Source organism: Streptomyces sp. NPDC057136, from assembly GCF_042670885.1.
Lineage (GTDB): Bacteria > Actinomycetota > Actinomycetes > Streptomycetales > Streptomycetaceae > Streptomyces.
This window is the reverse complement of the sequence record NZ_JBHUUV010000005.1, coordinates 212,229-232,907: the sequence shown is the minus strand read 5'-3', so window position 1 is coordinate 232,907 and position 20,679 is coordinate 212,229. Positions and strand designations below refer to the sequence as shown.

At 69.7% G+C, this 20,679-nt stretch carries 21 protein-coding genes and 1 pseudogene; 13 read left to right on the top strand and 9 right to left on the bottom strand.

Going from position 1 to position 20,679, the window contains the following annotated elements:
* Nucleotides 1–36 precede the first annotated feature (36 nt).
* The 12 genes from ACFT7S_RS09230 (at nucleotide 37) to ACFT7S_RS09175 (ending at nucleotide 12,041) form a co-directional block, all read left to right on the top strand.
* Entirely contained in the window at nucleotides 37–1,296 is a 1,260-nt protein-coding gene (locus tag ACFT7S_RS09230) for an MFS transporter (RefSeq protein ID WP_382729041.1), read from the top strand.
* A 9-nt stretch (nucleotides 1,297–1,305) separates the two neighbouring features.
* Nucleotides 1,306–2,667 carry a Pup--protein ligase gene (gene pafA, locus ACFT7S_RS09225; protein WP_185301781.1) on the top strand — a complete coding sequence of 454 codons (1,362 nt, stop codon included), beginning with the start codon at nucleotides 1,306–1,308 and terminating at the stop codon, nucleotides 2,665–2,667.
* A 127-nt stretch (nucleotides 2,668–2,794) separates the two neighbouring features.
* Nucleotides 2,795–3,730 (top strand): FKBP-type peptidyl-prolyl cis-trans isomerase, encoded by a 936-nt coding sequence (locus ACFT7S_RS09220; RefSeq protein WP_382729039.1) that lies wholly within the window; start codon nucleotides 2,795–2,797, stop codon nucleotides 3,728–3,730.
* A 43-nt stretch (nucleotides 3,731–3,773) separates the two neighbouring features.
* Complete coding sequence (locus ACFT7S_RS09215) at nucleotides 3,774–4,148, top strand: FKBP-type peptidyl-prolyl cis-trans isomerase (protein ID WP_382729037.1); 375 nt, start codon at nucleotides 3,774–3,776, stop codon at nucleotides 4,146–4,148.
* A gap of 114 nt (nucleotides 4,149–4,262) precedes the next feature.
* A complete protein-coding gene (locus ACFT7S_RS09210) occupies nucleotides 4,263–5,216 on the top strand; it encodes a helix-turn-helix transcriptional regulator (RefSeq protein WP_382729036.1) in 954 nt (317 codons plus the stop codon).
* A gap of 15 nt (nucleotides 5,217–5,231) precedes the next feature.
* Nucleotides 5,232–6,188 (top strand): helix-turn-helix transcriptional regulator, encoded by a 957-nt coding sequence (locus ACFT7S_RS09205; protein WP_382729034.1) that lies wholly within the window; start codon nucleotides 5,232–5,234, stop codon nucleotides 6,186–6,188.
* A 43-nt stretch (nucleotides 6,189–6,231) separates the two neighbouring features.
* Nucleotides 6,232–6,519, top strand: a complete 288-nt coding sequence (locus tag ACFT7S_RS09200; protein WP_382729231.1) for a hypothetical protein — start codon at nucleotides 6,232–6,234, stop codon at nucleotides 6,517–6,519.
* A 27-nt stretch (nucleotides 6,520–6,546) separates the two neighbouring features.
* A complete protein-coding gene (locus ACFT7S_RS09195) occupies nucleotides 6,547–6,744 on the top strand; it encodes a hypothetical protein (protein ID WP_382729032.1) in 198 nt (65 codons plus the stop codon).
* Nucleotides 6,745–6,959: 215 nt separating this feature from the next.
* Nucleotides 6,960–7,253 carry a Sec-independent protein translocase subunit TatA gene (gene tatA, locus ACFT7S_RS09190; protein WP_382729030.1) on the top strand — a complete coding sequence of 98 codons (294 nt, stop codon included), beginning with the start codon at nucleotides 6,960–6,962 and terminating at the stop codon, nucleotides 7,251–7,253.
* Between the two features lie 49 nt (nucleotides 7,254–7,302).
* Nucleotides 7,303–8,250, top strand: coding sequence for a twin-arginine translocase subunit TatC (tatC, locus tag ACFT7S_RS09185; RefSeq protein ID WP_382729028.1), 948 nt, complete (start codon nucleotides 7,303–7,305; stop codon nucleotides 8,248–8,250).
* 18 nt (nucleotides 8,251–8,268) lie between these two features.
* Entirely contained in the window at nucleotides 8,269–9,162 is an 894-nt protein-coding gene (locus ACFT7S_RS09180; protein WP_382729026.1) for a diacylglycerol kinase, read from the top strand.
* Nucleotides 9,163–9,206: 44 nt separating this feature from the next.
* Nucleotides 9,207–12,041: a DEAD/DEAH box helicase gene (locus tag ACFT7S_RS09175; RefSeq protein WP_382729025.1), complete on the top strand. Its 2,835-nt coding sequence runs from the start codon at nucleotides 9,207–9,209 to the stop codon at nucleotides 12,039–12,041.
* A gap of 138 nt (nucleotides 12,042–12,179) precedes the next feature.
* Here the strand turns inward: ACFT7S_RS09175 and ACFT7S_RS09170 are convergent, their stop codons facing one another.
* The 7 genes and pseudogenes from ACFT7S_RS09170 to ACFT7S_RS09140 form a co-directional block, all read right to left on the bottom strand.
* Entirely contained in the window at nucleotides 12,180–12,617 is a 438-nt protein-coding gene (locus ACFT7S_RS09170; RefSeq protein ID WP_382729023.1) for an SPW repeat protein, read from the bottom strand.
* Nucleotides 12,618–12,707: 90 nt separating this feature from the next.
* Complete coding sequence (locus ACFT7S_RS09165) at nucleotides 12,708–13,679, bottom strand: ADP-ribosylglycohydrolase family protein (protein WP_382729021.1); 972 nt, start codon at nucleotides 13,677–13,679, stop codon at nucleotides 12,708–12,710.
* Nucleotides 13,680–13,762: 83 nt separating this feature from the next.
* Complete coding sequence (locus ACFT7S_RS09160; RefSeq protein WP_382729229.1) at nucleotides 13,763–15,298, bottom strand: molybdopterin-dependent oxidoreductase; 1,536 nt, start codon at nucleotides 15,296–15,298, stop codon at nucleotides 13,763–13,765.
* Between the two features lie 251 nt (nucleotides 15,299–15,549).
* Nucleotides 15,550–15,798: pseudogene (locus ACFT7S_RS09155) on the bottom strand (anti-sigma factor); the annotation flags it as partial.
* The gene (locus ACFT7S_RS09150) at nucleotides 15,693–16,304 is read right to left on the bottom strand and encodes a sigma factor (protein WP_382729227.1); all 612 of its coding nucleotides are present in this window, start codon (nucleotides 16,302–16,304) and stop codon (nucleotides 15,693–15,695) included. The pseudogene ACFT7S_RS09155 and the gene ACFT7S_RS09150, both read right to left, overlap by 106 nt.
* 67 nt (nucleotides 16,305–16,371) lie before the next feature.
* Nucleotides 16,372–16,872: an ABA4-like family protein gene (locus ACFT7S_RS09145; protein WP_382729019.1), complete on the bottom strand. Its 501-nt coding sequence runs from the start codon at nucleotides 16,870–16,872 to the stop codon at nucleotides 16,372–16,374.
* Entirely contained in the window at nucleotides 16,869–17,840 is a 972-nt protein-coding gene (locus tag ACFT7S_RS09140; RefSeq protein WP_382729017.1) for a hypothetical protein, read from the bottom strand. Before ACFT7S_RS09140 ends, ACFT7S_RS09145 begins: the two co-directional genes overlap by 4 nt.
* 118 nt (nucleotides 17,841–17,958) lie before the next feature.
* Between ACFT7S_RS09140 and ACFT7S_RS09135 the strand changes: the two genes are divergently transcribed.
* Nucleotides 17,959–18,603: a MerR family transcriptional regulator gene (locus ACFT7S_RS09135; protein WP_382729015.1), complete on the top strand. Its 645-nt coding sequence runs from the start codon at nucleotides 17,959–17,961 to the stop codon at nucleotides 18,601–18,603.
* A 138-nt stretch (nucleotides 18,604–18,741) separates the two neighbouring features.
* On the opposite strand, the gene ACFT7S_RS09130 is transcribed toward ACFT7S_RS09135, so the two are convergent.
* Both ACFT7S_RS09130 and ACFT7S_RS09125 read right to left on the bottom strand, forming a co-directional pair.
* A complete protein-coding gene (locus ACFT7S_RS09130; RefSeq protein ID WP_382729013.1) occupies nucleotides 18,742–19,584 on the bottom strand; it encodes a siderophore-interacting protein in 843 nt (280 codons plus the stop codon).
* 47 nt (nucleotides 19,585–19,631) lie between these two features.
* On the bottom strand, nucleotides 19,632–20,540 hold the full coding sequence (locus ACFT7S_RS09125; protein WP_382729224.1) for a 5'-3' exonuclease H3TH domain-containing protein: 909 nt from the start codon (nucleotides 20,538–20,540) through the stop codon (nucleotides 19,632–19,634).
* Nucleotides 20,541–20,679 lie beyond the last annotated feature (139 nt).

Here is a 20,679-nt window from a genome sequence, read left to right as displayed (position 1 = left end):
CCGGGTCGCAAGCCCGTCCGAGGGAGAGGGGCAGGAATGGCCGCGGGATATCTGGACGTCCTCCGGGCGCGGCACGCGACGCGGCTGCTGACGGGGACCCTCGTGGGGAGGCTGCCGAACGGCACCGCCCATATCGCGATCGTCCTGTTCACCCGCGCCGAGGGCGGCAGCTACACACTGGCCGGTGCACTCGCCGCCGCCTACGGGCTCGCCACCGCCGTCGGACAGCCCCTCCTCGGCCGCGCGGTGGACCTCCACGGCCAGCCGCGCATCCAGCTCCCCGCCGCGGTTCTCTCCGCGCTCGGCATGGCTCTGTTCGCCCTCGTGGGCCTCGACCCGCTGCCCCTGGCCTGCCTGGCGGTCGTCATCGCCGGAATCTTCACGCCCCCGCTGGAGGGCGGTCTGCGCGCCCTGTGGCCGACCGTCCTCGGGCGTGAGGACCGGGTGCACCGGGCGTACGCCATGGACGCCGTGGCCCAGGAAGTCATGTTCACCGTGGGCCCGCTGCTCGTGACGGTGCTCGTCGCACTCTGGTCGCCCGCCGTGGCCCTCGTCGTCATCAACGCCATAGGAGTCCTCGGAGCCCTGTCCGTCGTCCTGTCGGAGCCCTCCCGCACCTGGCGCTCCGCACCCCGTGAAGCGCACTGGCTCGGTGCGCTGCGCTCGCGCGGACTGCTCGCCCTGCTCGGTTCGTTCTTCTTCGTCGGCATGGCCCTCGGCTCGATCACGGTGGCGGGTGTCGCGTACGCCGACGACCATGGCGACGCATCCGTGTACGGCTGGCTGATGGCGGCCCTCGGTCTCGGTGCGCTGATCGGCGGAGTGGCCTACGGGGCCCGGCAGTGGGCCGGGGCGCCCGAGCGGCGGCTGCGCGTCATCGTCGCCCTGCTGGCGCTGGGCTACCTGCCGTTGATGCTCACCCCCGGTGTGCCCGCCATGACCGGCCTCGCCGCACTCGCCGGTGTGTTCCTCGCGCCGGCGATCGCCTGCTCGTTCATCGTCGTCGACCGGCACGCGCCGCGCGGCACGGTGACGGAGGCGTTCTCCTGGCTCGTGACCACGTTCGGCGTAGGCGCGGCGGCCGGAACGGCCGTGGCGGGCCCGGCCGTCGAGCTCGGCGGGACGGCGTGGAGCTTCGCCGTCGCCGGGGCGGGCGGCGTGGCCGCGCTGGCGGTCCTGCTGGCCACCGGAAGGGTCCTCGCAGTTCCCGTGCGTACGCCCACTGTTGTGACGGGATCGGAAAATGATCGAAACGGTGCCGCCGAACCCGGTTTCAGCTCAGGCCATAAGGCGTAATGTTCAGTCATGGACCGCCGCATTTTCGGGCTGGAGAACGAGTACGGCGTCACGTGCACGTTCAGGGGACAGCGCCGACTGTCACCTGACGAAGTGGCGCGCTACCTCTTCCGCCGTGTTGTGTCATGGGGCCGCAGCAGCAATGTCTTCCTGCGGAACGGCGCCCGCCTCTACCTCGACGTGGGATCGCATCCGGAATATGCAACCCCCGAATGCGACAACGTGACCGAGTTGGTCACACACGACAAGGCCGGCGAGCGCATTCTCGAAGGTCTGCTCGTCGATGCCGAACGCCGCCTGCACGAGGAGGGAATCGCGGGCGACGTCTATCTCTTCAAGAACAACACCGACTCCGCGGGAAACTCCTACGGATGCCACGAGAACTACCTCGTGGCCCGGCACGGAGAATTCTCCCGGCTCGCGGACATCCTCATTCCGTTCCTCGTCACCAGACAGTTGATCTGTGGTGCCGGCAAGGTGCTGCAGACTCCGCGCGGGGCGGTCTACTGCGTCAGCCAGCGTGCCGAGCACATCTGGGAGGGCGTCAGTTCCGCGACGACGCGCTCGCGTCCGATCATCAACACCAGGGACGAACCGCACGCCGACGCCGAGCGGTACCGCCGCCTCCACGTCATCGTCGGCGACTCCAACATGTCCGAGACGACCATGCTGCTCAAGGTCGGCGCGACCGACCTGGTGCTCCGCATGATCGAAGCCGGCACCGTGATGCGCGACCTGACTCTGGAGAACCCGATCCGGGCCATCCGCGAGGTCAGCCACGACATCACCGGACAGCGCAAGGTGCGCCTGGCCAGCGGCCGTGAGGCCTCGGCCATCGAGGTGCAGCGTGAGTACTACGAGAAGGCGGTCGACTTCGTTGAGCGCCGGGGCATCCGCACCGGCACCGTCGACCAGGTACTCGAACTGTGGGGCCGCACCCTCGACGCGATCGAGGCGGAGGACCTCGACCGGATCGGCACCGAGATCGACTGGGTCATGAAGTACAAGCTCATCGAGCGGTACCGGGCCAAGCACAACATGACCATGTCGAATCCGAGGGTCGCTCAGATAGACCTCGCCTACCACGACATCCACCGCCGCCGAGGGCTCTACTACCTGCTGGAGCGCAAGGGGCAGGTCGCCCGCATCTGCAACGACCTGAAGATCTTCGAGGGCAAGTCGGTGCCCCCGCAGACCACCAGGGCGCGGCTGCGCGGGGACTTCATCCGCAGGGCCCAGGAGCAGCGACGGGACTTCACCGTCGACTGGGTCCACCTCAAGCTCAACGACCAGGCACAGCGCACCGTGTTGTGCAAGGACCCCTTCCGGTCGGTGGACGACCGCGTGGAGAAACTGATCGCGGGTATGTGACCGGGCGCAGGACGCCTCGGCATCCCAGGTGACGACAGGGCCCCGTACGTTCCTCGTACGGGGCCCTGTCCACGCCCTAGAGTGTCGGGGACCCACCTAACTGTGCCGTCTGAGATCTGAGGAACTTGTGCGCCGACTTGCCGGCCTTCTGGTCGTCCCCCTCCTGCTGCTGTCGACAGCGGCCTGTGGCGACGAAAAGGGCTCCGACTCCGCCTCGTCCAAGAACGGAGTGCCCGCGATCACCGCAGGCGCGAAGTTCGGCGAGAAGCCCACCCTCGCGAAGGGCGAGGGCGACCCGCCCAAGGAGCTGCAGACCGAGGTCATCAGTGAGGGTGACGGCGCGAAGCTCAAGAACGGCGACGCGATCCAGGTCAACTACCTCGGGCAGTCGTGGGATTCCGCCAAGCCGTTCGACAACAGCTTCGACAAGGGGCAGCCCTTCGACCTGACGCTCGGTGCCGGCATGGTCATCCAGGGCTGGGACAAGGGCCTGGTCGGCCAGAAGGTCGGCAGTCGCGTCGAGCTCGTCATCCCGCCGGAGCTCGGTTACGGCGCGCAGGGCCAGGGCGACATCAAGCCCAACGCCACACTCGTCTTCGTCGTCGACATCCTGAAGGCGACGCAGATCCCGGCCTCCGCCAAGGGCTCCGAGGTCGCGCAGGACAACATCGACCTGCCGAAGGTGGGCACCAAGACCGACGGCAAGGCGCCGACCGTCACGATCCCCAAGAGCGACCCGCCCAAGAAGCTGGTCTCCAACTACATCCTGGAGTCCGACGGCGAGGTCATCAAGGAGAGCGACAGCGTCGTCGTGAACTACGTGGGTCTGCTGTGGAAGGGCTCCAAGCCGTTCGACAGCACCTACCAGACGGGCAAGACCGCGACCTTCCCGCTGGCCCAGATCACGCTCAAGGGCCTCAAGGACGGTCTGGTCGACAAGAAGGTCGGCAGCCGTGTGCTGCTCGTCATCCCGCCGGACCAGGGGTTCGGTGACAAGGCGCAGCAGACCGTCCCCGCCAAGTCGACGCTGGTGTTCGCAGTCGACATCCTGGCAAAGATGTAAGACTGTCCCGGTTGCCCAGTTCATCATTTAGAGGAGCAATTCAGTGAGCATCGAGAAGCCCGAGATCGAATTCCCGGGTGGCGAGCCGCCGGTCGACCTGGAGATCAAGGACATCTGGGAGGGCGAGGGCGAGGTCGCCAAGGCCGGCCAGACCGTCTCCGTCCACTACGTGGGCGTGGCCTACTCCACCGGCGAGGAGTTCGACGCTTCGTGGAACCGCGGGACCCCGCTCAAGTTCCAGCTCGGTGCCGGTCAGGTCATCGCGGGCTGGGACCAGGGCGTGCAGGGCATGAAGGTCGGCGGCCGTCGCCAGCTGACCATTCCCGCGCACCTCGCGTACGGTGACCGCGGCGCCGGCGCCGGTGTCATCGCCCCCGGCGAGACGCTGATCTTCGTCTGCGACCTGATGGGCGTCTGATCCACAGTCGCGCATGAAGAGGGCCCGTGCCGTCAGGCACGGGCCCTCGCTTTTGTCCGGACACCCCTGGGCGGTACGGTCGAGGGTCGGAGAGCACGTAGAGAAAGGGCGTCGATGGCGATTGCCAAGGCCGAGCGATTGATGAACCTGGCGCTGTGCCTGCTGGGTACCCGGCGCCCGCTCAGCAAGCGCGAGCTCCGCGAGTCCATCGAGGCGTACCTGGAAGCGGGTACCGATGACTCCTTCAACCGGATGTTCGAGCGCGACAAGGACGATCTGCGCGAACTCGGTCTGGTCATCGAGACCGTGGAGAATCTGGACGCCGAGACCGGCTACCTCGCCCGCCGTGACAGCAACCGGCTGCCTCCCATCACCCTGGACGCCGAGGAGGCCGCCGCCCTCGGGCTGGCGGCCAAGGTATGGCAGCAGGCCCGCCTCGCCGGAGCGGCCAGCGGCGCCCTGCAGAAGCTGCGGGCCGCGGGCATGCCGGAGGCCGAGGACGCCTACGAGGTGCACAGCGCCCTCGAACCCCGTATCCCGGTTCATGAGGCCGCGTTCGAGCCGCTGATGCTCGCGTGCCGGGACCGTCGGCCGGTCACCTTCGACTACCGCAAGGGCAACGCCGCCCGCCACGAGCAGCGCCAGGTCGAGCCCTGGACCCTGGAGTGCTGGCGCGGCCACTGGTATCTGGCCGGCTGGGACCGCGACCGCGGCGCCGAGCGGGTCTTCCGGCTCTCCCGGATCACCGGCCGGGTCCGCTCGCGCGCAGGAGCGTTCACCGCCCAGGTGCCGGACGTGGTGACCGTGCGCGAGACCGTGGAGAGCTGGGCGGGCGAGACAGCCACCAGGACCGCGCGGATCAGGCTGCGGTCCGGGTCCGGCTATCCGCTGCGTTCCCGGGCGATATCGGTCCGGGAACTCGGGAACGGCTGGGACGAGTTGGAGATTCCGTACGGACACGGGCTGGATGCCTGGCTCGTCGAATTCGGTCCGGACGTCGTCGTGACGGAACCCGCCGATCTGCGGGCCGATGTGGTGGACCGGCTGCGCGCCGTGGCCAAGGACTGAGGGGACCCGTAGCTCATGGCCACGAACGCGATCGACCAGACCCGCCGGATGCTCTCCCTGGTGACCTATCTGCGTGAGCGCCCCGGCGCCCACGTCCAGGACGTCGCCAGGGCCTTCGGGATCACCGAGGACGAGCTGATCTCCGACCTGGATGTGCTCCCCATGTGCGGGACGAGTTTCCGGGGCGGGGACCTCCTCGACATCGACACCGACGGCGACCGGATCTGGTGGCACAACCCGGACGACGTCGCCGCGCCCCTGCGCCTCGCCTCGGACGAGGCCACCGCCCTGCTCGTCGCGGCCCGCGCCGTGGCGACCCTGCCCGGGCTGCGCGAGAGCGACCGGCTCGCGCTGGTCCGCGCGACCGCCAAGCTGGAGACCGCCGCCGGTGAGGTGGGGGCCGCCAGCTCGCGGCTCTCGGTCACCTTCGAGGCCGAGGGCGGCGTCTTCGCCGATGTGGACCGGGCGATCTCCGAGCGGCGGCGGCTCTGGCTGCGCTACTACTCCCCGGCGCGCGACGAGCTCACCGAGCGCGAGGTGGACCCGATCCGGCTGTTCGCCGTCGGCCACACCTATATGGAGGGGTGGTGCAGGCTCTCCGAGGCCCGGCGTACGTTCCGGCTGGACCGGGTCGCCGAGATCCGCCTCCTGGACGCCCCGGCCGCCCCGCCGGAGCTGGAGCTGCGGGACCTCTCGGAAGGGCTGGTGCAGCCGGCGGCCGAGGACCCGGAGGTCGTGATCGAGGTGGGTCCCGGTGGCCGTTGGGTCGCCGAGTACTACCCGCACGACAGCGCGGACGAGCTTTCCGACGGTGGTCTGCGGATCGTTCTTCGGACCCCCGACCCTGCCTCGCTGCGCAGGCTCGCCCTGCGACTCGGCGGGGAAGGGCGGATCGTCTCCCCGCCGGAGCTCGCGCAGAGTGCGCGCGAGGCGGCCCGGGACGCGCTCACCGCGTACGACGACGTGGCCTGAGCGGCGAGCGGAGAGCGGAGGAGAAATGGACCAGATGTCCGTGATGTCCGATGTTTCGACCATGCCGGTCACCACACCGGTCACCACGCCGGTCACGGTGCCGGTCCCCGCCGCCGTCCGGTTCAAGGCCGCCTGCCCCGACTGCCGCGAGCGCTTCGAACTCGCGGCGGGTGCCCTGCGTCTCGCGATCGGCGCCAGCAGCCGCACCACCTTCTACTCCTTCACCTGCCCCGAGTGCGGCACCGCCGTCCGCAAGCCCGCCGGGGAGCGCATCATCGAACTCCTCACCGGTGGAGGGGTGCGGACGCTGCGCCTCCACACCGCCCTGTAGAACACGACGACATCGAGGCACCGCCGCATGTTCTGGCCCATGCTCGCCATCGCCCTGGGATTCCTGGGGATCGCCGTACTCGGCGTACTCGCCGTCAAGGTCTTCATCGAGGCTCAGCGACTGGGCCGCCAGGTCTCCGCCACCACGCAGCGGATCAATCGGGCGGCAGAGGATCTCGAACATGCGGCGACCGGCCTGGCCGCCACCGGTGAGGCCCTGCGATAGAAGGGGCGCGGCCTCCAGTTTCGTAGGTTCGGAGGGTACGCTGCTGAGGTCGGCCCAGGCGGGAGGTGCGGGTCGCAAGCGGGAGTATGCACGGGCATTGCCTCACGTTTACCCCTGCGGGATACGATCGCTGCCAGCGCACAGATCGGACCTATGTCCGATCGAACGGGTAGCGAGCCCACCCTCCAGTCGCCTCAGTGAGAAGGAAGTCGCACATGATCGGCAATCTGAAGCCCCTCGAGATCGTTCTGATCATCGCTGTCATCCTGCTTCTCTTCGGTGCCAAGAAGCTTCCTGACATGGCGCGTTCGCTCGGCAAGTCGGCCCGCATCCTCAAGAGCGAGGCCAAGGCGATGAAGAAGGACGACACGGAGCCCCCTGCGCCCACGACGGAGACCGTCACGGACCAGACTCCGCAGGCGACTCCCGCCCGTACGATCCAGGCCGCGCCCGGAGATGTCACCAGCTCCCGCCCGGTCAGCGAGGCCAAGCCCACCACCCAGAGCTGACAGCTGACCGGCTCCACCGACAGCTGCCGCACGAGACGAGGGAAGTGGGTTGCTCAAGTCTGCCCGCAAGCAGGAGAAGGACGAAGAGGGGCGCATGCCCCTCCTCGATCACCTGCGTGAGCTGCGTAACCGGCTGCTGAAGGCCGTACTGGCGATTGTCGTGGTGACGATTGTCGCCGCCTTCTTCCAGAAGGACATCTACGACTTCCTGCTGCGCCCGCTCATCAGCTCGGTGGGCTGTGAAGGCGCGGTGGTCGTCGCGAAGAACGGGAATCCGTGCGCACTGCTGAAGACCGACACCTTGATGGGCCCCTTCACCAACGCACTGAAGGTCGCCCTGATGTCGGGTGTGCTGCTGGCCGCCCCGGTCTGGCTCTACCAGCTGTGGGCTTTCGTGGCCCCAGGACTGCACAAGGGTGAGAAGCGGTATGCCTACGGCTTCGCGGTCATAGGAGCACCGCTGTTCCTCGCCGGTGGATACCTGGCGTACTCGATCCTGCCGCAGACGGCGGAGATCATGCTCGGTTTCACCCCCAGCGACGTTCAGAACCAGATCGGGCTCGACAGTTATCTGGATCTGCTCACGCGCATGGTGATCGTCTTCGGTCTTGCCTTCGAGCTGCCCCTGCTCCTCATGGCGCTGAACATGACGGGCATCGTCTCCGGCAAGCGGATGCTCGGCTGGTGGCGGGGCATGATCGTCGGCCTCACCGGTTTCGCGGCGATCGCCACCCCCGGTGGTGAACCGCTGTCCATGCTGCTTCTCGCGGGGCCGCTGGCCGTTCTCTACTTCGTGGCCACGGGCTTCTCCCTCCTCAACGACAAGCGAAAGCGCCGGAACAACCCCGACGCCGGGCTCGACGACGACGAGGCGTCGGAGCTGGACCTCACTCCGGAAGCGGTGTCCGCCTCGCGCACCCCGTTGCCCGAGCAGGCCACCGGGGAGTCGGACGGTGCACGGTCGCACCGGCTCAACGGTTACGACGACATCACCTGACCTTGTAAGGTCCGGCGGGTGACCAGCGAGATCACCCTTTTCGTCAATCCCACCGCAGGACGCGGCCGGGGCGCGCACGCCGCGCAGCCGGCCGCTTCCGCGTTGCGGGACGCCGGATTCTCCGTACGTACGGTCCTTGGTGAGGACGCCGACGACGCCCTGCGCAGGGCCCGCGAGGCCGTGGACGCCGGGACCGGGGCGCTGATAGCCGTGGGCGGGGACGGCATGGCCTCCCTCGCGCTTCAGGCAGTGGCCGGGACCACGACGCCGCTCGCCGTCGTCGCCGTCGGTACCGGCAACGACTTCGCCCGGGCGCTCGGGCTGCCGATACGTGACCCGGCCGCCGCGGGGAGGCTGGCCGCCCGGGCCCTCAAGGAGGGCCATGTCCGGGACATCGACCTCGGACGGGCCGACGAGCGGTGGTTCGGCTCGGTGCTCGCCTCCGGCTTCGACTCACGGGTGAACGACCGGGGCAACCGGATGCGCTGGGGCGGCCGCTTCAAGTACGACCTGGCGATCCTCGCCGAACTGGCCGCGTTCAAGCCGATCCCGTACCGCATCCGGCTCGGCGGGGGCGCGGTGCAGGAGGTCGAGGCGACGCTGATCGCCGTCGGCAACGGGTCCACGTACGGCGGTGGCATGCGGATCTGTGCGGACGCGGTCATGGACGACGGGCTGTTCGATGTGACCGTGGTCGGGGACTGCAGCCGGGCGACCCTGCTGAAGGTGTTCCCCAAGGTGTACAAGGGAACGCACCTCAGCCACCCCGCGGTCACCGTGCACCGGGTCTCCTCGATCGAGCTGGTGGCGGCGGGTGTCACCGCCTACGCGGACGGTGAACCACTGGGCGCACTGCCGCTCACGGCCACCTGCGTGCCCGGCGCGGTGAGGGTTCTCTGCCCGGTGAATTAAAGATCGCCTGACTGTCAGAGGTGGCGGGTAGGCTCGTATTCAAGATGACAGAGGACCTCTCACCAGCTGAGCGATACCAGGCTTCTCGCGTTCGTGCGGCCGAGCAGGCCACGGCCCTCGGGCCCTTCCGCGAGATGTACGAATTCGGTCTCGACCCGTATCAGGTCGAGGCATGCGAAGCCCTGGAAGCGGGCAAAGGGGTGCTGGTCGCGGCGCCCACCGGTTCGGGCAAGACGATCGTCGGCGAATTCGCTGTGCACCTCGCGCTCCAGCAGGGCCGCAAGTGCTTCTACACCACCCCGATCAAGGCGCTGTCCAACCAGAAGTTCGCCGACCTGGTGCGGCGCTACGGTGCGGACAAGGTCGGCCTGCTGACCGGGGACAACAGCATCAACTCCGAGGCACCGGTGGTCGTCATGACCACCGAGGTCCTGCGGAACATGCTGTACGCGGGCTCGCATTCCCTGACCGGCCTCGGCTATGTCGTGATGGACGAGGTGCACTACCTCTCCGACCGTTTCCGGGGCGCGGTGTGGGAGGAAGTGATCATTCATCTGCCGGAGTCCGTGACTCTGGTGTCCCTGTCGGCGACCGTGTCCAACGCCGAGGAGTTCGGTGACTGGCTGGGCACCGTCCGCGGCGATACCGAGGTGATCGTCTCCGAGCACCGCCCCGTGCCGCTCTGGCAGCACGTGCTGGCCGGGCGCCGGATGTACGACCTCTTCGAGGAGGAGACCGACCACGGCGGCCGGGGAACGGGACGCCGCGAGGTCAACCCGGACCTCGTCCGGCTGGCCCGCATGGAGAACCAGGCGGGATACAACCCACGCGACCGGCGCCGCGGGAAGATGGTGCGCGAGGCGGACCGGGAGCGCGAGCGGCGCCAGCGCAGCCGGATCTGGACCCCGTCGAGGCCCGAGGTCATCGACCGGCTGGACCACGAGGGGCTGCTGCCGGCCATCACCTTCATCTTCAGCCGGGCCGGTTGCCAGGCCGCCGTGCAGCAGTGCCTGCAGGCCGGGCTCCGGCTGAACGACGAGAGCAAGCGCCGGCTGGTCCGGGAGATCGTCGAGGAGCGGACCGCCTCCATTCCGGGTGAGGACCTTCACGTCCTCGGCTACTACGAATGGCTCGAAGGGCTGGAGCGGGGCATCGCTGCGCACCACGCGGGCATGCTGCCGACGTTCAAGGAAGTCGTCGAGGAGCTGTTCGTACGCGGGCTCGTCAAGGCGGTCTTCGCGACGGAGACGCTGGCGCTGGGGATCAACATGCCGGCGCGTTCGGTGGTCCTGGAAAAGCTGGTCAAGTGGAACGGCGAGCAGCACGCCGACATCACGCCCGGCGAGTACACGCAGCTCACCGGCCGGGCCGGGCGCCGGGGCATCGACGTCGAGGGCCATGCGGTGGTGCTGTGGCAGCGCGGTATGGACCCGGGCGGCCTGGCCGGCCTCGCGGGTACGCGTACGTATCCGCTCCGGTCCAGCTTCCGGCCCTCGTACAACATGGCCGTGAACCTTGTGCACCAGTTCGGGCGGCACCGGTCGCGTGAGCTGCTGGAGACCTCGTTCGCGCAGTTCCAGGCCGACCGGTCGGTCGTCGGGATCTCCCGGCAGGTCCAGCGGAACGAGGAGGGGCTGGAGGGTTACCGCGAGGGCATGACGTGCCACCTCGGTGACTTCGAGGAGTACGCGCGCATGCGGCGCGACCTCAAGGACCGCGAGACGGAGCTGGCCAAGCAGGGGGCGGCGCAGCGGAGGGTCGCGGCGGCCTCGTCCCTGGAGAAGCTGAAGCCGGGTGACGTCATTCATGTGCCGACCGGCAAGTTCGCCGGACTGGCCCTCGTCCTCGACCCGGGGCTGCCTGCCGGGCGGGCCAACGGGCACCGGGGGCTGGAGTACAACGACGGGCCCCGGCCGCTGGTGCTGACGGCGGAGCGGCAGGTCAAGCGGCTGGCTTCGATGGACTTTCCGGTGCCGGTGGAGACGCTGGACCGGATGCGGGTGCCGAAGTCGTTCAACGCGCGTTCGCCGCAGTCGCGGCGCGATCTGGCGTCCGCCCTGCGGACGAAGGCCGGGCACCTGGTGCCCAACCGGCACCGCAAGGAGAGGGCGGCCGCGGCCGACGACCGCGAGATCGCCCGGCTGCGGACGGCGCTGCGGGCGCACCCCTGCCATGGGTGCGACGAGCGTGAGGACCATGCGCGGTGGGCGGAGCGGTATCACCGGCTGCAGCGTGACACGAAGCAGTTGGAGAACCGGATCGCCGGGCGTACGAACACGATCTCCCGGACCTTCGACCGGATCGTGGCGCTCCTCACCGAGCTGGACTATCTGCGGGGCAACGAGGTCACCTCGAACGGCCGTCGGCTGTCCCGCCTCTACGGCGAGCTCGATCTGCTCGCCAGTGAGTGCCTGCGGGAAGGTGTCTGGGAAGGGCTGAACCCGGCCGAACTCGCGGCGTGCGTCTCGGCGTTGGTGTACGAGGCGCGGCAGGCGGACGATGCGGTGGCGCCGAAGCTGCCGACGGGGCCGGCGAAGACGGCGATGGCCGAGATGGTGCGGATCTGGGGCCGCCTGGACGCCCTGGAGGAAGACTTCAAGATCAATCAGGCGGAGGGGGTCGGGCAGCGTGAACCCGACCTCGGGTTCGCCTGGGCGGTCTTTATGTGGGCCTCCGGGCGGACGCTGGACGAGGTGTTGGGCGAGGCGGGGATGCCTGCGGGGGACTTCGTGCGGTGGTGCAAGCAGGTGATTGATGTGCTGGGGCAGATTGCGGCTGCGGCGCCTCGTGAGGGGGCGGCGGGGTCTGTGGCGAAGAATGCGCACAAGGCGGTTGATGCGGTGTTGCGGGGTGTGGTGGCCTACAGCTCCGTGGGGTGAGGCGGGGCGGGGCCGGGGTGCGGGTGGGCGCCGGCCCGACGGGGTTGGCGGTATGGATTACCCGGGCCTGACAGGGGTGTGGCCCCGGACGGACACCTCCGTGTCCGGTCCGCGGCCACATCCGCCTGCCGACCCTCCTCAGGTCTTGGTGCTCCTCATCGCCGTGGCCACGCAGGCCATGCCGAGCAGGACGGTCAGGCCGCCGACGATGACGTTGTTGAGGATGACCCCGGTGTCCGGGCTGGTGCCCACGATCCACGTCGACACGATGAGCCAGGCGCCGATGGCGCAGATGGCCCAGCTCAGTCCGTACATGCGCTCCGGCATCACAGTGAATCCGAGTGCCAGCACCGCGATCGCGATGCCGAGGACGAGGTTGTGCGTCACCAGAGCGGGCTGGCTCGCCGTGAAGTGGAGCACCCAGGGCGAGACGGCGCAGTACAGCCCGACCAGGAGTACCGGTGCGTCCACGAGGGCTACGTCACGGCCGCCGATAACGCGGTCGTACCGTGCTTGCATTTCGGAGACATCGGGGTGAGCGCGTATGTCACTCCCGGTGTGCGAGACGTTGCTCATGAGGTTTGTCTCCTTCGGTCCTACGGTCCCGACCGCCGGATGCGTGTGAGCGGTGGGCGCCTATCACCCCATTCTGCGCTTACCTTTCCCTTATGTACATTTCTGGCCGACTTGTCGAGCGAATCTCACGGCTGCCTCGTCACCGTTCAACCGCCGGGCCAGCGAGGCCAGCTCTGCCGCCCGCAGTACGCGGCCGTCCGACCCCGGCAACGGGACGTGCAGCGGCCGGGTCCAGCGCTCCGGGATCGCGTCCGCCCCGTACACCGCGCCCGCCAGACCGCCGGTCACCGCCGCCACCGTGTCGGTGTCACCGCCCACGTCGACGGCCGCCGCCAGGGCGCTCTCGTACGTACGTGTCGTGCGCAGCGCCCACAGCGCGGTGCCCAGGCAGGGCCACACCGCACCGTTGAACTCCGTCGCGTCGTCCGGGTGCCAGTCGGGCGCGAGGACGGTGGCCCAGCGGGCGCGGTGGTCGGCGTGCACCTCTGCGAGGGTTTCCGGGACGGCGGCGAGCGGGTCGCCTCCGTCCAGGGCGATCCGTACCAGCTCGTGGAAGACGGCCGTGCCTTCCCAGGCCGCCCGGTCGCCATGCGTCAGCGCCGCGATCCGCCGGGCGGCGTCCATCGTCGCCGTCCGGCCCGCCCGCGCGAAGTGGACGGCGGACGGAGTGGCCCGCATCAGCGAACCGTTCCCCGCCGCCCGGTCGTTGAGCTGGAAGTGGAGCGCCGCCGCGAGATCCCAGGGGTCCCCGTTCGTCAGCACGTCCTCGGTCTGGAGCCCGATGTCCTTCGGCTCGCCCGCCGCCCAGCGCCGGAACCGGTCGAAGATGTCGGGCAGATCCAGCCCCGCACGCTCCAGCAGGGATTCCCCGACGAGGACCGCCATCTGTGTGTCGTCGGTGGCCTCGCCGGGGTCCCAGCCGCCGCCTCCGCACATCGTGCCGACGCCGTCGGGGAAGCGCTCCGTGAAGACGCCCGCCGCGCCGAACTCGAAGGGTGCGCCCAGCGCGTCGCCCACCGCTGAGCCGATGACGGCTCCCACTGCCCGGTCCGTACGGTTCATCCGGCCAGCGTAGAGGCGTCCTTCCGGCGCCGACCAATGACGCCTTCGCCAAGGTCCCGAAGGCGGACATCGGTGACGTCGGTTCAGGGCACGTCGACCACCACCGAATGCCAGCCGGTCGCACCGTCGGGGACGGTGCCGGCCCGTCGGCCGGTCTGCGTGGCGCCGGTGCGGTCCGTCGCGCGGACCTCGAGGGTGTGACTGCCGGTCGTGGCGGGCCACTCCCACACCCACTGGCGCCAGGTGTCCCTGCTGTCCTCGGCGGCCAGCCGGGCGGTCTGCCACGCGCCCCCGTCCACCCGGACCTCCACCCGGGCGATGCCCCGGTGCTGGGCCCAGGCGACCCCGGCGACCGGCACCGTGCCCGCCTCGGGGGAGGCGAAGGGGCGGGGGGTGTCGATGCGTGACTGGGTTTTGACGGGGGCCTGGCGCGACCAACTGCGCTTGACCCAGTACGCGTCGTAGTCGTCGAAGGTCGTCAGCTCGATGTCCTTGATCCATTTGCAGGCGGACACATAGCCGTACAGACCGGGGACGAGCATCCGGACGGGAAAGCCGTGGCTGAAGGGGAGCGGTTCGCCGTTCATTCCGAGCGCGAGCATCGCGTCACGGCCATCCATGACGTCCTCGACCGGTGTGCCGATCGTCATGCCGTCGACGGAACGGGCCACGAGCTGGTCGGCGGCCCCGCCCTTCGACGGGGGCTTCACTCCGGCCTCGCGCAGCAGATCGGCCAGCCGCGCACCGATCCAGCGGGCATTGCCGATGTAGGGGCCGCCGACCTCGTTGGAGACGCAGGCCAGCGTGATGTCACGCTCGATCAGCTCCCGCTGGAGCAGGTCCTGGAAGTCGACCGTGAGGGGTCGCGTCACGCCCTTGCCGTGGATGCGCAGCCGCCACCTGCGGGCGTTGACACGCGGTACGACCAGAGCGGTGTCCACCCGGTAGAAGCTCTTGTTCGGTGTGACGAAGGAGCTCAGTCCCCGGATGCCCAGATCGGCGCCGCGGGGTACGGCGGGCGCCGCCGAATCGGGAACCGGCAGGGTGATCGCACCGCGTGAGGCGGACGCCCCGGCCTGTACCGACGCGGTGACCCGGCGCCCCAGGTATCCGGCACCGGCCGAGGCCGCCGCCGCAGTGGTCGCCGCGATGACGAATCCGCGACGGTCGAAGGTGCCCTGGTCCGCCCGGACCTCCGTTTCCCCGGCGGGAGGCGGAAGGGTCCTCGGGGCAAGCCGTCCGACCAGGAGATACAGCACTCCTGCGGCTACCAGGGCACCCACCACCGAAGGCAGGGCGTCGCCGGGCCGGCCCTCGGGCCGTCCGACCGCCGCCACTGCCCCGACCGCACCGAAGACCAGGACGGCCGCCGCACCGAGCCGCCGGCGCCGCAGCGCCAGCACCCCCACGGCCATGGCGAAGGCCGCCAGGAGCGCGAGGATGCCGAGCTGGAGCACCAGCTTGTCGGCGGTGCCGAAGTTCCGTACGGCGAAGTCCTTCACCGCCGGGGGAGTGCGGTCGATGACCGCACCGCCCACCGCCGTGACCGGACCCGCCTCGGGCCGTACGACAGCCGCGACCAGCTCGGCGACGCCCAGGGCGCAGAACCCCGCGATCAGACCACTGAGCGCGGCGAAGGAGGCGCGTGCCCAACGGGATCGCCGGGACAGGGACGTCCTGTTCGGCTGCGAATCGTTCTGATGTGCTTTCACACCGGTGATTCGTTCCCGTTCGGGCCGCGGATTGGTCACTCACCGGATCGGATGAAGCTTCCGTGTGAACCGGTGACGCTTCCCTGCAGACCGAAGACCCGGTGACGGAGTGCCACCGGGCCTCCCGGGCAAATCGGCTGGTCGGGCCACCCGGTCGCTCAGACCGGGAGGCTCATCAGGGCCAGCGGTGCGGAGGTCGGCTGCTCGGAGCCGCCGGCGGGTTCGACGGTGATGCCCATGCCGGACGCCTGGTCGACCGGTCCGTCCATCAGCACGGCGTAGCTCGCGGCCGAGGAGTCCATCAGCCCCGCGGACCGCATCGTGCCACCGTCGTCGAACCACAGCTGGTACACCGTGCCGGCCGGTGGACGCTCCAGCCCCGACGCCGGGAACACCGCCCGGTTCGCGCTCCGCGAGACGACGACGGTGGCCCGCGCACCGTCCTGTCCTTCAGCGTGCCCGAGCTGGTCTTCGCGTCCGGAGCCGCGAGCACCTGGGCCGGCTGTTCGTTCCGCTGATCGGCACGGTTCGCCTCCTGCCGGGCGTCCTGGGCCACATGGTTCTGCCACACCGCGACTGCGCCGAACGGCGCGGATGAGCCGGCCGTGGGGCGGCGGCTCCTGACGTACGGTCGTGATGTCGCGCAGCACCCGGTCACCCAGTTCATGGCGCTGCCGCGGGCCGGCTGGAAGCTTGGCGCCGTGCGCCACACCTCCACCAGCACTTCCTGTGCCACTTCCTCGGACTGGGCCGGGTCCCGAAGGACACTGCGCACCAGACCGAGTACGGGTCCGCAGACCGCGTCGTACACCTTGGCGAAGGCGTTCTGGTCACCACGGGCGACCATCACCAGGAGCTCCTGGAGATCGGGCCCCGCAGAGAGGGCTCCGCTGATGTGTACGGCTTCCTTCACGCGGGCGTCCTCCAAGTCGGCGCATCGGTCCCTGCTGTGATTCGGAGCCGCCGCCGGCACGGATTGGTCAGTCCCCGGAAATTCTTCCACGCGCCGGGGAGTCGGAGAGGCCGTGGACATCAGGTGATGTCCGGGCGGGGAGCGCCTTCCCGGCGCGGGTCCTGGCCGCTCGCAGGGCCAGGAAGACCAGGAGTCCGAACGGCGAGAACAGAATCGTCAGCACCAGCAGAGGGCCCATCGCCAGGGGTGAGATGCCCAGCCGGCGCCCTTCCAGGAACATCCACTGGCCCAGCAGCAGATCCCAGGCGATGACCTGCGCCCAGATCGCACCCGCCCCGTTCGCCAGGGCCGTCAGATCGCGGAACGTGTCGATGTCGGGGCTGCGCACCGCGGTCCACAGTTCGGGGAAGACCGGCACCGCCATGGTGAGGTAGACGGCCAGTACGGGCAGGACCGTGAGCGGGGAGGCGGCGATGCGCGCGGTGGGCTTCCAGCGCGGCGCGAGGATCATGAGCAGCCAGAAGGGCGCGGCCAGCAGGAACGCGATTTCGAAGAGTGCACCGGTCATGCCATGAGCTCCTTCTCGGCGGGGCTGCGGGGATCGCTTTCGGGGCGTACAGGGGTCGAGCGCAACGCCGCGTACGCCCCGGCGGCGGTGGCGGCCAGGATCAGGGCCGCGGTGGTGAGCGTTGCTGCGTCCGGGTGGATCAGTGGCTGGCCTCGCAAGGCCTGCCAGGTGAGCAGGGCGACGACGCCCGCGTACGCACCGGAGGCGACGAGCACCAGACGCAGCCGGACCCGCGGGTCACCCAGGCGCGGAAGGCGCGTCGCCAGTGCGACCAGCACCAGCAGGAGGAGCGGGAGCAGTTGGAGTGCGTGCATCCCGACGAAGTGCGGGATGCGCAGGTCGCCGCCGGTCGTCGACCAGCCGGTGAGGGGCATCGAGGGGCCGCCGTCCGGTACACCGACCGCGTGGGCACCGACCACGTCGGCCGTGTCGAGTTGGCCCGCGGCCTCCTGCTCGGCCGTCGGCTGGGTCATCAGAAAGCCGAGGCCGGCCCCGGCCAGGGCGAGAGTGACGCCCGCGCGGATCGTCCAGGCCGAGGCGCGGTCCGCGATGCGGGCGCGCATCAGCATGACCGCGATGACGAGGGTGCCGGTCCAGAGGATGACGACGGTGACGGCCATCGCGTTGTACAGGTTCGTGTCGAACGGGGTGGCGTGGTTGAAGTGGCTGCGCTTTCCGCGGACCACCTGCACGGTGATGAGCGCCATCTCCACCAGGCTGGCCAGCGCCACCACGTTCCCGGCCCACCAGCCGATGCGGCGGCCGCGCGTGAGCAGCGTCAGCATCCAGGCGAGTGAGAGCGCGTACGCCGTGAAGGAGACGGCGAATTTGAACGGCTTCGCCCAGATCGCCGAGCCCGCGAGGACCCGGTCGTCGACCAGGAGTCCCACTCCGGCGACGAACGCCATCGCGGTCATCGCCGCGGCGAAGAGGACTAAGGGACGGTGCCAGGAACGCCAGGACGTCATAGGGATACCCCCGTTGAGGATCAAGAGTCATTATGGATAGTGGAACTGCCTGCTATCCGGTAGTGGAACTATCTACTATGGGTTCCGTAGTTGGCAAGGGCGGAAGGGTGAACACGCGGTGCGCATCGGCGAGTTGAGTCGCAGGTCCGGGGTCCCGGTACCGACGATCAAGTTCTATGTGCGGGAAGGGCTGCTGCCCCCCGGGCAGTTGACCAGCCCGAATCAGGCGACGTACGACTCCGGGCACGAGCGCAGACTGAAGCTGATCCGCGCTCTGCTCGACGTCGGCGGGCTCTCGCTCTCCGCGATCGGGGACGTACTCCACTCGATCGACGACCCCGCGCAGCCGGTGCACAAGGTGCTGGGTATCGCGGCGAAACGGATCGCGCTGCTGGAGGGGAGCGAGCCCGGGCCCGAACTGGAGGACGCCCGCGAGGACGTGGCCGAGCTGCTGGCGCGACGCGGCTGGAAGGCCGAGGCGGCGAGCCCCGCCGGCGAGGCCCTGGCCGCGGTGCTGGCCGCGCTGAGGCGGGCCGGGCACGGGGGCTTCGTCGAACTGCTCGACGACTACGCGGCCGCGGCCGAGCCGGTCGCCCGGGCCGATCTGGACTACGTGGGGCGGCGGGTGGCGCGGGAAGAGCTCGTGGAGAGCGTGGTCGTCGGCACGGTGCTGGGCGAGGCGATGTTCAGCGCGCTGCGACGGCTCGCGCATGTGGACGCGTCGGCGCGGGCGTACGGGGAGGGCGGGGGAGGGCCGGCCTGAGGTCGCGCTCCCGGGAACAACTGAACCCCGGTCACCGCCGCCCCGGGAAACGACTGAACCCTGGTCACCGCCGCTCCGGGAAACAACTGAACCCCGGTCACCGTGCAGGACGGTGACCGGGGTTCCTGTGCCTATGCGTTACGCGGCGCTCTCCTGCTCGCGCTCCACCTGCTCGTTCCACTCGCGCTTCACAGCGCGCCAGGCGTCGTCGTTCTGCCCCGCGCGCCAGTAACCGGAGATCGACAGCTGCGAGAGCGGGATCTGCCGCTCCAGGCGCAGATGGCGGCGGATGTCCTTCACGAATCCCGCCTCGCCGTGCACGAACGCCTGAACCTCACCCGCGGGGAAGTCCAGGGCCTTCACCGCCGCCGTCAGGGCCTCGCCGACCGGACGGTCACCGCGGTGCAGCCATGTGATGGCGACGCCGTCGGGTGTGACGACCTTCTGCTCCTCCGTGGCGTCCGGCACTTCGACGAACGCGCGGACCACCGCGCCCGCCGGCATCTGCTCCAGGGTCGCGGCGATCGCCGGCAGGGCGCTCTCGTCGCCGACCAGCAGGTGCCAGTCCGCCGACACGTCCGGCCCGTAGCCCCCGCCGGGGCCCAGGAAGGTCACATGGTCTCCCGGGGCCGCGCGCATCGCCCACGGGCCCGCGAGGCCCTCGTCGCCGTGCACCACGAAATCGACCGTCATCTCGCGGGCGACCGGGTCCCAGGCGCGCACCGTATAGGTGCGGGTGGTCGGCCACAGCTCGCGGGGGAACTCCTCACGGATCGCGGCCATGTCGAAGGGGTGCGCGTAGTCCGCACCCTCGGGCGCGAAGCACAGCTTGATGTAGTGGTCGGTGAACCCGGAGAGCGTGAAGTCGGCGAGACCGTCACCGCCGAGCACCACCCGCACCATGTGGGGAGTGATCTGCTCGGTGCGCAGTACCTGGGCGCCCTGTGCCTTGGGTGCCTGGCGTGCCGGTCGTTCTGCCACGAGGGTCTCCCTGATTCCGAAGGCTTAGGGTTACCTAAGTTAGCATCTCAGCTCCGGAGTGTGGAGAGCAGGCGCATCAGGGCACCGCCCAGACCCCACTGCTCCGCGAGCGCTTCGAGGGCCGCCGGGTCGTGCGGCTCGCGCGGCAGGGCCGGATCGAACGGGGGCATGGGTACGTCGGCGGCGACCCGGACGACCTTCGGCGCGACCGCCACGTAATCCCGCGCCTCGTGCAGGCGCTTGCGCTGCGAGGGGGTCAGCCGGGCGGCGGGATTATCCACCGCGGCCATGATCCCGGCCAGGTCGCCGAAGGCGTCGAGCAGCTTCGCGGCCGTCTTCTCGCCGATACCGGGGACTCCCGGCAGACCGTCGCTCGGGTCGCCCCGCAGCAGGGCCAGATCGACATAGCCGGAGCCGTCGACCCCGTACTTCTCACGCAGCCATGCCTCGTCGGTCACCTGGAGCGAGCCGACGCCCTTCAGCGGGTAGAGCACTCGCACCCCCCGGGCGTCGTCGACGAGCTGATAGAGGTCCCGGTCGCCCGTGACGATGTCCACGGGGCCCGTCGCCAGGCCGGTGAGTGTGCCGATCACGTCGTCCGCCTCGTACGGAGCGACGCCGACCCGGGCGATCCCGAGGGCATCGAGGACGTCCTCGATGATCGGGACCTGCGGGGCCAGGGTGTCGGGAGTGTCCTCCTCGTCGGCCAGGCCCGCGGGCGTCTCCACCGCCACGCGGTGCGCCTTGTAGGTGGGGATCAGCTCGACGCGCCAGTGGGGCCGCCAGTCGGCGTCCATGCAGGCGACGAGGTCGTCCGGCCGGTGGTCCTGCACCAGCCGTCCGATGAAGTCGAGCAGTCCGCGCACGGCGTTGACCGGTGTGCCGTCCGGTGCGCGCACCGAGTCCGGAACGCCGAAATAGGCGCGGTAGTAGAGGGAAGCGGTGTCGAGGAGCATCAGGCGTCGCGTCACACCCCGATGATGCCGCACACCACTGACACGCACGCCGCACACCGCTGACACGCGCGGTCACCGGCCGGTGCTGTGCGGTTCCCGGTTGAACCGGGATTAAAAGTGAACTGGGTCACTCTCGTGT